This window comes from Vibrio sp. Makdt (assembly GCF_027587015.1).
GTDB lineage: Bacteria > Pseudomonadota > Gammaproteobacteria > Enterobacterales > Vibrionaceae > Vibrio > Vibrio chagasii_B.
The window spans coordinates 259,435-271,954 of the sequence record NZ_JAPPTH010000002.1 but is presented as its reverse complement, the minus strand read 5'-3'; the positions used below and the strand labels follow the sequence as shown (position 1 = coordinate 271,954).

9 protein-coding genes and 1 pseudogene are annotated in these 12,520 nt (G+C 43.0%); all 10 read left to right on the top strand.

The annotated features are described in order from the left end of the window. The first annotated feature begins 174 nt into the window (after positions 1–174). The 10 genes and pseudogenes from trpS to OH460_RS03415 all read left to right on the top strand — a co-directional run bounded on the left by trpS (position 175) and on the right by OH460_RS03415 (position 12,418). Positions 175–1,197 (top strand): tryptophan--tRNA ligase, encoded by a 1,023-nt coding sequence (trpS, locus tag OH460_RS03460; protein ID WP_269995072.1) that lies wholly within the window; start codon positions 175–177, stop codon positions 1,195–1,197. Between the two features lie 215 nt (positions 1,198–1,412). After that, positions 1,413–1,769, top strand: coding sequence for a hypothetical protein (locus tag OH460_RS03455; protein ID WP_269995070.1), 357 nt, complete (start codon positions 1,413–1,415; stop codon positions 1,767–1,769). A gap of 408 nt (positions 1,770–2,177) precedes the next feature. Next, complete coding sequence (locus OH460_RS03450) at positions 2,178–4,220, top strand: M4 family metallopeptidase (protein WP_269995068.1); 2,043 nt, start codon at positions 2,178–2,180, stop codon at positions 4,218–4,220. A gap of 186 nt (positions 4,221–4,406) precedes the next feature. Further along, positions 4,407–4,784, top strand: a complete 378-nt coding sequence (locus tag OH460_RS03445) for a VOC family protein (protein ID WP_269995066.1) — start codon at positions 4,407–4,409, stop codon at positions 4,782–4,784. 142 nt (positions 4,785–4,926) lie between these two features. After that, the gene (locus tag OH460_RS03440; protein WP_269995064.1) at positions 4,927–5,454 is read left to right on the top strand and encodes a hypothetical protein; all 528 of its coding nucleotides are present in this window, start codon (positions 4,927–4,929) and stop codon (positions 5,452–5,454) included. 360 nt (positions 5,455–5,814) lie between these two features. Next, on the top strand, positions 5,815–6,675 hold the full coding sequence (locus tag OH460_RS03435) for a delta-class carbonic anhydrase (protein WP_269995063.1): 861 nt from the start codon (positions 5,815–5,817) through the stop codon (positions 6,673–6,675). A gap of 253 nt (positions 6,676–6,928) precedes the next feature. Next, positions 6,929–7,555, top strand: coding sequence for a LysE family translocator (locus OH460_RS03430; protein ID WP_102425748.1), 627 nt, complete (start codon positions 6,929–6,931; stop codon positions 7,553–7,555). Between the two features lie 386 nt (positions 7,556–7,941). Next, positions 7,942–8,181, top strand: coding sequence for a hypothetical protein (locus tag OH460_RS03425; RefSeq protein WP_269995060.1), 240 nt, complete (start codon positions 7,942–7,944; stop codon positions 8,179–8,181). Positions 8,182–8,283: 102 nt separating this feature from the next. Further along, a complete protein-coding gene (locus OH460_RS03420; protein ID WP_269995058.1) occupies positions 8,284–9,369 on the top strand; it encodes an efflux RND transporter periplasmic adaptor subunit in 1,086 nt (361 codons plus the stop codon). 1 nt (position 9,370) lies between these two features. Beyond that, positions 9,371–12,418 (top strand): annotated as a pseudogene (locus OH460_RS03415) (efflux RND transporter permease subunit). Positions 12,419–12,520 lie beyond the last annotated feature (102 nt).

Here is a 12,520-nt window from a genome sequence, read left to right as displayed (position 1 = left end):
ACGTTTTAAGAATGAAATTTAATCCCGCTTCAACTTCAGTTTTCTTCTGGTGGTGCTCTATCTAGAGCAGCACGGAATACTCACATTCTTACGCTGCTGGAAGGTAGCTAAGAATGTCATCAAGATTGTCGTCTCTTTATATCTCCAGTAGCCTTTTTAACTTGGAGATACTCAATGAAAACAAATCAAAACGATAACAAATCAGAAATTATTCTTACTGGCGACCGCGCGACAGGTCCTTTGCATTTAGGGCATTACGTGGGCTCTCTCAAACAACGTGTATCCTTACAACATGAGCATGACCAAACGATATTGGTTGCCGACATGCAGGGCTTGACTGATAACGCGCATAATCCTGCAAAGGTCTCTTCAAACATCCTCAATGTGGTCGCTGACTATCTGGCTGTGGGCATCGACCCAACTAAAACTACAATTTGCCTTCAATCTCAGCTTCCCGCATTGGCTGAGCTGACCATGTTTTACAGCAACCTTGTATCTATCGCACGTTTGGAACGTAATCCTACCGTCAAAAGTGAAATTCAAAACAAGGCGTTTGGTCGCTCTATTCCTGCTGGTTTTCTGACTTATCCTATATCTCAAGCGGCTGATATTACGGCGTTCAATGCGACGTTAGTCCCTGTGGGCGATGACCAACTGCCAATGTTAGAGCAGACAAACGAGATTGTTCGAAAGCTAAACTTGCTCGCTGGTAAGTCTATTTTGAACGAATGTAAGCCGCTTCTGAGTAACGCATCACGACTTCCGAGTACGGATGGGAAAAACAAGATGTCCAAGTCGATGGGAAACGCCATTAACTTGGGGGCGACTGAGAAAGAGATTCGAACGGCAGTAAAGTCCATGTATACCGATCCAAACCATTTAAAAATTGAAGATCCGGGTCAAGTGGAAGGGAATATTGTGTTTACATACCTTGATGCGTTTCATGGTGATGCACAATATGTCAGTGAGTTAAAGAATCATTACCGCAGAGGCGGGTTAGGGGATGGGCAAACAAAGAAGGTGTTGGAGGAGTGCTTGCAGGAGATGTTAAGGCCGATAAGGTCCCGTAGAGCAGAACTGCTAGATGACAAAGCGCAGCTGATTGATATTTTACGCAAAGGTACGCAAGTATCGAGAGAAAAAACGGAAGCTGTTTTGTTCGACGTAAAGGGCGTGTTTGGTCTTAATATACTCTGATCGATAGGTCGCTTTATAGGTAAGTCCTGCCGTTAAGGTACTGATTAACATTAATTTCCATGTGAGCTGCATGTAAATAAAGTCAATTAAATTGAATGGGAATAATAATTAATTTATAAAATTGTTTTTGTATTGTACTTGTTCCTCGCTTGTTGTTTTTATTCGAATACAACTCAGAGGCTGGACAAGCCCTTGCTTTCAAATGATGGAAATAAATGAAAACGAAGCTATTACTCCCAATTTTACTTTTACTGTCAGGCTGTTCTGACGTGGTCAGTGTTCAGTACGCCACTTACGAGCAGGGTCAGCAAGATCGTTTGTTTGATAGAGGTTGGTTGCCCGACACATTGCCAAGCTCAACGTCGCAGATTGAAGTCAATAACGATTTAGACATCAACACTTCTGAGGGGAGTTTTGTTATCAACGAGCCTCAGCTGTCTGCGTTCATCGCTAATCTGACGCCAACTTCGTCCAAGGGTGAATATCATTTTACCGAAGGCGACAACACTTGGGCATTTAAGGTAGGGGACGATAGCATAATTACTTATACGCTCAATAAAGCCAAAGACTAAGTCTCAACCTCAGCTAATACACATCGCTAACACACCCTCATCATTATTTGCTCGTTACCTTGTTTGGTGAATGTTGGAGTTTAATTTTGTGATGGTGAGTTGGCGCCGTTATTTGAAAATTGATATCAAACCTTAATCTCGTAACCATTCGAAGCATGAAATTTCCGGATATTATCGGAAATTAGATACCCCTCCAAATTTTGCGTTTATTTATTGAGTTGTTCGTAAGTGGCGGAAAGTATTGGTTTTTTTGACTCCCTGCCTCACTTTTTATTTCTTCATAACTTATGTTCTGAATCGATATCACATATAAAACTAAGTGCACTTAGTTATGCGTGAAATCTATCGTTAAGATGCGCGCTCATCCATTGGGTGAATTTATAAAAAACATAATTATAAAGGTGATGTATGCGTGGTGCACATTTACTAATGCTATTTCCAATAGCGTTTACTTCTCAAGCTGCCAATGTACTCGACTACTCTGAAGTCGATTTGTCAACAATTCTTAATCAAACTAACCAAGGCTTTAGTGCTGCAAATCAATCACTTGCTTATCATGAAGCAAGTCGAGTTGAGACCGGTACAACGACACTCCTTCGTAAACAACAGCTTCACTATGGCGTTCCGGTTTATGGCCAGTCGGTAGTCGTTGATCTTTCTCAGAAAGGTATTGCTCAAGCCGTCGACGGACAAGTATTGATGGGCATTGAAACTGATATCGGGTCAACCTTGCCAATGATCAACGCTCAACAAGCGATTGCCATTGCCAAGTCACAACATAAGGGTGTAGCAGCTGCAACCATTCGTAATCCAAATGCTGATCTTTTTATTTGGTTAGATGAACAGCAACAAGCACACCTCATCTATAAGGTTGATTTCCTACAAACAAAAGGCATGGGACCTTCACGACCAATTACGCTTGTAGACGCTAAATCTGGCGAGCTACTCGACCAGTGGGAAGGTATTGCTTTCATCGATGCTGAAGGCCCTGGTGGGAACCAGAAGAGTGGTCGTTACTACTTCGGCCCGAACACTCAGTATGGTGGATTCCAAGTTAACTCATATTGCCAGATGGACAGCCAAAACGTCGTCACAATGAACATGAATAATCGCCAAGATTACGGTCAGGTTCACCAGTTTGCTTGTAATGGTAGTTACGGTAGAAACGTCAATGACTATCGTGCGATCAACGGCGCGTATGCACCAATGAACGATGCACATTACTTCGGCCAGCGTGTTTTTGACATGTATAAAGAGTGGCTGAACACTCGTCCTATCCAGCAAAAACTAACGATGCGTGTGCACTACGGATCGAACTACGGTAACGCGTTCTGGGATGGTCAACAGATGACGTTTGGTGATGGCAACCAATCAATGTACCCATTAGCAACGTGGGATGTGATCGCGCACGAGGTAAGCCACGGTTTTACTGAGCAAAATTCAAACCTTGAGTACCGTGGTCAGTCAGGTGGTATGAATGAGTCATTCTCTGATGTGGCAGCTGCGGCGTTAAGTGAATATGTGCATGGCAGCTTTAACTGGAAGATGGGTGAGCACGTCATGAAGTATAGCCCAGCAATGCGCTACTTCATTCAACCTAGCGAAGATGGTATGTCTATCGACCATGTTAACCAGTACTACAATGGCATTGATGTCCACCACAGCTCGGGCATTTTTAACAAAGCGTTCTACCACCTAGCAACTAGCAACGGTTGGGACATTAAAAAGGCGTTCATGGCTTACGCTACGGCAAATCAACTTTACTGGACATCAAGATCGAACTTCCAATCAGGAGCTGAAGGAGTTTGTAAGGCGGCACAACACCTAGGTTATGAATCATCTGCTGTACGCTCTGCCTTTAGTCAGGTTGGGGTTAACGTACAATACTGTGGTTCTGGTCAGCCGAATCCAAACCCTAATCCACCAACACCAACACCAACTCCGGGCATCAACAATTTAGAATTGAACGTTCCTGCACCAGTGTTGAGTAGCGGCAACGATCAGCAGCAGTTCGTTTTGAAGAACAGCTCTGAAGGTGATGTGTGGATCCAAACTTACAATGGTTACGGTAACGTCGATCTGTATGTTGCTATCGGTCGCCCTGCATCCTTGAATGATTACGATTGCTCGTCTACCAACTTGGATAACAACGAGTACTGTGGCTTTGGCGATATACAAGGAGATGATATCTACGTAATGGTATCTGGTGCGCAAGGGTCAACAGACGCTTATGTAGCGGTCAGCACTGTACTAGAACTGCCAAACCCTAGTCCTCAACCTGATCCTCAGGACATGTGTGTGGATGTGCCAGAGTGGAGCCCGAATACTTTCTACCCAGCTGGAGCATCGGTTCAATACTGGGGCAACCGTTTTACGTCTACAACAGATAACTGGGGTGCTGATCCGTTTGAAAACTATTGGTACTGGACACACGAAGGTTTGTGTATGTAACTTTGTTAGAGTTTAGCTCAGACAAATAGACAAAGGGAGCACTCAGACGTGCTCCCTTTATTCGTCAACAATGGGATCTACCTACGTATAATTTACTTGTGTCACTCTTCTAAGCGCTGGATTATATCTGCGCTCATGGCGAATGGTTAAATCCGGCAGCCTGTCATTTTTGGAGAGTTTACTTTTATGGAAATAAGTCATCTAGATCACCTTGTATTAACCGTTAAAGATATAGAGATAACAGTAAATTTCTATCAAAGCGTATTAGGGATGAAACCGATTCAATTTGGTGAGGGACGTTGGGCATTGTCGTTTGGTCATCAAAAGATAAACCTCCATCAGCAAGGGAAAGAGTTCGAGCCTAAGGCTAAGCATGTAAAAGCCGGGAGTGCGGACTTATGTTTCATTACCAACACACCTATTGATGAGGTATTCGATGATATCACGGGACAAGGTGTGATCATCGAAGAAGGGCCTGTTGAGCGAACGGGTGCAGTGGACAAGATCACCTCAATTTATCTACGAGATCCTGATGGTAACCTAATCGAAGTCTCGAATTATTAGCGGTCGATACGGTGGATTGTGCTATCCATAAATCAGTTACTCTATTAAAGCTTGAAGCAAGACTCTGTAAAGCCAAGAATCTCTAAGCAGTACGTAATTATGTACACATCTCGTTACCACAAAATAAGTGTGTAGCTGGAACATGTGGCTTAAGTTACTTATAATCGAACAATGTTTTATTAATCCAGTTCCAATCGTCATGGTCAGAAAATTAATCATAATAACTATTAGCCTGTTGCTTTTATCCGCTTGTGCGACAACAAGTGAAAATCAAACCGACGAAAATATCTCAAGCAATGAAAAAGTGATTAATAACAGTGTCGAAGAGGCTGTGGTCAAGGAGACGGCAAGCGAAGCGGTCATTGAGCCTGTCTCAAATAATGTTAATGAGAGTTCCGTTATTACCTCAGAAGACAGTGATATCAATAGTGATGATGGCTCGGCTTCTCATGAGCTGCGTGAATCATCTGATGCTAATGAAAAGACCCAAGTGACAGATAAACAACCTCCTGAGGAGTATGCTAAGGCTAACGGCGAAAAAGGCTTGGGTAACCATATATTCAATAATGGGCCTACGAAGCAGGTCATAAAATCTTTGGAGGGTGTGACAGATGCTTTGAATGTCATGACTTTCGGAATATTTGCTTCAGGAACGCGACCAGCACAATAGCTCGATTTTAAAAATTACGACTAAACAAAAAAGGCGACCCAATTGGTTCGCCTTTTTTGATCCTGAATTTGGAATTCGTCAGGATTACGTAACGTCTTGTTTCTGCTTACTAACACAATAAGAGTTGGCTTTGAGTAAGGGGCAGGTCAGCGCAGCTCGGTATTTACTTGTTATGGAAGGGAGTCGCCGTATTTAACCCATTGATCTTGTTATATGCACTAAGGGTTTGAATACTCTCCCAAAGTAAGCATTGAAATCTAATCTTACAAAGACAATGTCTTATATTCACTCATGAGCATAGTAATATGCTGTTGTGACACAGTCAGTTAGGTTTAATAAATAAGAGTCTAGGGAAGAGATATGAAAAACAAAAGTGTGTTTTTAAGCGTCGCCATGGTTATGTTATCCACGCAAGCAAGTGCGTCAGATGCCAGTCATGAAGCGGTTTCAGACAGTGTGATAGCAGAGCAAAGAGCGCAACTGTCGGTAAATACGCAAGGTAAAGGCTTTGGTCCACAAGCGCCGCGTGACTTGGGTTCATCTGAAGGTACTAACGAGCGCTTGTTCTCAAATGCACCAGACTCAACCGCGATGAACTTATGTAATATTCACTTTCATAAAAATGCAGAGCACAAAGGCGGTGAGTTTACCCAGTATGCGGGTAATGGTGACGGCAAAGGTTTCCAAAGTGGATTCAAATACACAGGTAAGCTAAGCGAGGCTGAACTAAAACCATTTGAGGATAAGGTTTGTCCGAGCGATCATGGTTCGCTTCATTCCGGTGATACTATTGAAGTGCATTATGTGTACTCAACGGCGCAAGTGGAGCCGGGTGAAACATTAGGGGCGTGTTTCAATGATGCAATTACTAACCCTCAGCTACGTGTAGAAACCCAAGTCTACGTCTTAGTTAATGATAACAAAGCGCTCGATTTTGAAGAGCTAGCTAAGCACTCTAAAGTGAATGGTTTGCACCAAGCGACGAACATTCCACAAAATACAGGTTCTGCCATTCAATATGCAGGCTCGACTACGGGCCCAGGTTACAACGAACAAGGTTCACCGTTCCAAGTAACATGGAGCGTGAGACCACAAGTGGCGAAAGTGAACATCGCAACGGTTGGTAGCTGGTGTGAGGGGAACGACTTTAATGAAGACCACGCACACGGTGTGAGAAACTTAGTCGTAAACCCTAAGTTACTGTCGCCAATCGCGAACTAGATAAGTTTCTTTTCAACTGAAGCTGAAGTATAAAGAGCGAGCCATACGGTTCGCTTTTTTAGTATTAAAGGTTTTGAACGTTTTTAATTAGCGAGCGACTGTCATTAGGTGAATATTTTAAGCGAGTAATAAAAGCAGATTTAAACGCCTTGATACCGTAAGTAAAGGATCGGTGAATAGTTTCTTTACTCCTTTTAAGGACGCATGTTACGTTCAGCAAATATCATGTTGAGCTATGAATAAGGACAAGCCAATGTCGTTTGAAGGTGCGGTTACATTCTTTATTGCCATGTTTATATTTGGCATTACTCCGGGGCCAGGTGTATTTGCGATTTTGGCTCGCGGTATGGTTGATGGATGGCGAAAGTGCATCTCTCTTTCTTTAGGCATGATATGCAGTGATCTTATTTATCTAGCGCTTGCTTGTTTTGGTTTAGCAACCATTGCGGAGAACTGGTCATTTGCTTTCGAGATCATTCGCTACGTTGGTGCAGCTTACCTTATTTACCTGGGGTACAAAATGTTTAAGGCCTTACCTGAAGTGCAAGGTTCGGCAGAGCATGCAGCCAAAAAAAGTCAGAAATCAGAACTTGCTAGCTTCGCGCAAGGTTTTCTGATCTCAGCGTCAAACCCTAAAGTGATTCTGTTTTATATTTCGTTTTTACCAACATTCGTTGATCTGACGGTTTTACGCTCACAAGATATTGCCTTAGTTTCTGTATTGGCTTCTATTGCATTAATGGCTGGCTTAATGCTAATTGCAATGGGAGCAGGGCGCATGGTGACTTTGCTGAAAACCCCACGCGCGCATAAACGGTTAAATCAAAGCGCTGGTGGCATCATGATTGCTGCAGGCTCATATCTGGCGATTAATCGATAAAAATGACTTGTTAAGCTCGATTATTAAAAAAAGGCGAACCAAATTGGTTCGCCTTTTTCGATCCTGCATTCGGATATGTTTTTTGTCAGTCTTATTTAATCAGACGCTTAGGTGTTTGATAGGTTTTAAGCCAGTCTAACGGTAATTATGGAAAAGAAAGCTAAGTAACTAGATAGGATAAAGACGATAGGTAGGTAATTTTTCATCTGTCACTCCTTCTTATTGGTTTAGCCCAATTTTATTGATATTTCGAAGGAAAGACATGAATAAGAGATATTCATTTTTGCTGTTAGTGATGCCATATATGAATATCTCTAAACCATAGCTGATATGAGTAATTCTGGAATAAGGTGTGCATTAAATTAAACCTTAAAAAGGGATTAGCCATGCACTATTTACAGCAACTTCTATCTACGTTCGTATCAATAAACTATTGCAGCGGAAGCAGTGACTACCTTGATGATCACTTCTGCCCTAGTTATCTGCAACTTACAGAAAAAGGCCAACCAACGTATGTTGATATTGGTGATACTTCTGAAGACTCTTTGTCTAGCCGCCAGTCTTACGCACATTCACCCTCCAAACCATTCGACGCAGAAATGAATAACTCTTATTCATCGAGTTAAATTTGGATAGCGATAAACTAAGCACAATAAAGGAAAACAATAAGGGACGACCAACGTGACAGCGTTACACGTTAATAATCAAATTATCGTTTGGAGAAAACTGTGAACAAGACAAACACAATAAAAACAAAGGCATTTAAACTGACAGCGATAGTCATTGCGATGTCATTGTCAGTGTTATTAACCGGCTGTAAGCAAGAATCTAATGAAGTAGCTGCAGAGCCTGTCGTTCGTCCCGTATTTGTTGAGGAAGCTTCTGCTGTAAGAGTTGAAGACTTGTCATTTAATGGTGTTATCCAATCTGCGAGTCGAGCAGATCTATCCTTTCGAACCAGTGGACGTATTGTTGAAATGCTGGTGAAAGAGGGGGATGAAGTACAACAAGGGCAATTGGTCGCGAAACTAGACTCTGTTGACGCAAAAATTGCACTGACATCCGCTCAAAACGAACTTGCGAACGCACGCTCTGAATACCAACGAGCAAAAACCTTGTACGAAAAGCGCCAGTCCATATCAAAAAGTAAGTTTGAAGAGTTAACACTTCGTTTCAAGCTTGCTGAAAACCAATATGAAGAAGCACAAATACGCCTTGATGATACCAATCTGAGAGCACCATTTTCAGGAGTAATAAGCCGAACGTTAGTAGATAACCATGTATTAGTACAAAGTAATGAAGTGGTGGTATCGATTCATGATTTAACGGAACTAGAAGCGGTAGTCCAAGTACCAGAGAGTGTGATGACACGTAACAACGATGCGGCAACTACGTTCGCTCGTTCACCTTTAATTCCCAATCAAACTTTTGAACTGACGTTGAAAAAATACGAAACCGAGCCGGACCCTGTGACGGGTACTTATGCTGTTACATTATCGATTCATATGTCCGACGATAGTCGCCTATTGCCTGGCATGAACGTAAATGTTCATTCGCATTCAGAGCCAACTAGGTCGCAACAAATTCAGGTTCCTTTGGCTGCGGTTAACCCTGATAACACGGGTAATCAATATGTTTGGGTCGTAGGCGAAAACAATACTCTCCAAAAAAGAAATGTGGTGACCGGAAGCCTTAATGGTGAACGAGTTGCTATCGAAGCAAACCTAGCTCTAGGAGAGCAAGTCGTTGTTTCTGGGACACAAAAGTTACATGAGGGATTAGTTGTACAACCTAAAGTGATCGAGGCTTATTAAGATGAATATCGCTCAACAAACAATTGCGAAGCGAACCAGTGTATGGGTGATGGTTGCACTCATGCTTATTGGTGGTTACATCAGCTATCTAAAGCTAGGACGTTTTGAAGATCCTGAATTCGTTATTCGTCAATCGGTTATCGTGACACCTTACCCTGGTGCAACGGCACAAGAGGTTGCCGATGAAGTCACGGATATTATCGAAGGTGCTGCGCAATCGCTTCAAGAGGTGGACGAAATAACGTCTGTCTCTAAACAGGGAATGTCAGAGGTAACGGTTGAAATTAAGCGTGAGTTTTCCCGTAATGAAGCTGAACTTCAACAGGTATGGGACAAACTAAGAAGGAAGGTCAATGATGCTCAGCGATCACTGCCTCCGGGAGCCGCTTCATCAGTTGTAAATGATGACTTTGCCGATGTTTATGCGCAATTTTATGCAGTCACGGGTGAAGGGTTTTCCGATAAGCAGCTTCAAGACTATGTCGATGAGTTGAGAAGAGAGTTAGTTCTTGTTCCTGGTGTCTCTAAAACGACAACTTTTGCCGAAAAACAAGAAACCATTTTTGTTGAGATCTCAAATGATCGCTTAGCTCAATTCGGAGTGTCAGCTCAGCAAATATACGATGTATTAGAAAAGCAAAATGTAGTGACAGTTGCAGGTGCGATGAACGCCGACGGCATGCGTATTTCTGTTATCCCGAAAGCAAATATTAGCTCTTATGAGCAGCTCAAAAGCGTGCAAATCAGCCTAGGTGATAACAATACCGTCATGCGTTTGAGCGATATCGCTAACGTTACTCGCGGCTATCAAGAGCCTGTATCTCAGCTGATGCGCTTTAATGGTGAACGTGCTGTTGGGCTTGGTATTTCAAATGTTGCGGGCGGTAATGTTGTGGAAATGGGAGATGCGGTAAAAGCCCGTATCGCCGAGCTAGAAAGCCAACGTCCCCACGGTATAGAGCTGCATGAAATTTCAATCCAATCTGACTCAGTGCGAGACTCAGTAGCGGATTTCATTAACAATCTAATCGCAGCGGTAGTCATTGTTTTTGTCGTACTTTTGCTATTCATGGGTTTGAGAACTGGCATCGTAATCGGCTTTGTATTGGTACTGACGGTGGCAGGTACATTAATCGTCATGTTGATTGATGACATCGCAATGCAACGTATTTCGTTAGGCGCGTTGATCATTGCGTTGGGAATGTTAGTCGATAATGCGATTGTGGTTACAGACGGCGTGCTAACGCGCTTACAGAAGAACCCTGAAGCTGACAGACAAACCGTGGTTAATGACATTGTAAACGAAACTAAGTGGCCTCTATTGGGAGGTACGGTTGTTGGTATCTGTGCTTTTAGTGCTATTGGTCTCTCACCGTCTAACATGGGTGAATACGCAGGGTCGCTATTCTGGGTAATCCTGTACTCGATGTTGTTAAGCTGGGTGCTGGCTATTACCGTAACACCATTGCTATGCCACGACTTTTTGAAAGTTGATAAAACAAAGACAACTAAAGGCCCTGGCAAAGTTAGCCTTTGGTACAAAGGAACGTTGGAATGGGTTCTTAACAACCAAAAGAAAAGCTTAGGTGTAGTCGTTCTACTATTTATACTAGGCGTGAAGATGTTTGGTCACGTTCCTCCAGGCTTTATGCCCGAGTCTCAATGAGAGCAGTTCGTTATTGATGTATTTCTGCCACAAGGTACCGATATACGCACAACAGAAAACGTATTACTCGATATTGAACGTGATGTACGATCAAATGATGGAGTAACTAACATCACGAGTTTCATTGGTTCGGGTGGCTTACGTTTCATGTTGACATATTCGCCTGAAGCTCAGAATGCCAGCTACGGTCAAATGCTGGTTGATGTTGATAACTTTGATGTCATTGCACCACTGATCGCTAAGCTACAAGTTGAGTTGAATGAGACTTACGATGAAGCATCAATTAACGTATGGAAATTCGTGCTTGGCCCTGGTGGTGGTAAGAAAATTGAAGCAGCATTCAGCGGCCCGGACAGTGCAGTCCTTAGGGATCTTGCAGAGCAGGCGAAGCGCTTGATGGCGGAAACACCAGAGCTGATTGCTATACAAGATAACTGGAGACAGCAGGTTCCAGTGGTTACCCCGGTTTACTCGTCCGATAAAGCGCAGCAATTTGGTCTAACGACGCAAGAGCTCAATCAAGCGCTTGAGCAGTCATTAGTTGGCAAACGTGTTGGCGTATTCCGTGAAGGTAACGATTTGATTCCGATCGTTGTTCGCTCTCCAGAGCACGAACGTACACACGATCGAACGATTGAGAATACACAGGTGTTCAGCCCTACAGCTGGTCAATATTTGCAATTGGAGCAATTTGTTGAGCGCGTTGATTTGACTTGGCAAGACTCGATGTTACGCCGTGTCGACCGTGTGCCTACTATCAAAGCTCAAGCTGATCCTCAGTCTGGTGTATTATCAGCAGAGGCACTAGAGGCGGTAAAAGATATAATTGAAGCGATGCCTTTACCATTGGGTTGCCAGTTGGAATGGCACGGAGAATACAAAGATGCGAAAGAAGCAAATGAGGGCTTATTGGCATCAGCACCTTATGGCTTTGCTGCGATGGTCTTGGCTGTGGTCTTCATGTTCAATGGTATTCGCCAAGCATTAGTAATTTGGTGCACGGTTCCTCTCGCGGTATTGGGTGTTGCAGTCGGTTTAGTGTTGTTCCAAACACCGTTCGAGTTTATGGCAACACTAGGGTTTTTAAGCCTAGTTGGTATGATGGTGAAAAATGCAATCGTACTTGTAGACCAGGCAGAGAACGAAATTCGAAATGGCAAAGAGGCGTATAACGCTATCATTGATGCTGCAATGAGTAGGGCACGACCAGTAATACTGGGTGCAGCCACTACCATCTTAGGTGTAGCACCACTATTGATTGATCCATTCTTCAAAAGTATGGCAGTAACCATTATGTTCGGCCTGCTGTTTGCAACAGTACTAACGCTGGTGGTAATACCTTTGAATTACGCCCTGTTCTTTAGAGTAAAGGCAAAAGCGTAAGCACAATTAAATGCGACTGAATATCGAAATACTCAAAAGCCCAACATTGTTGGGCTTTTTTAGTATTGTCGTGATACCCATATTTACAAGATCTATATTCAA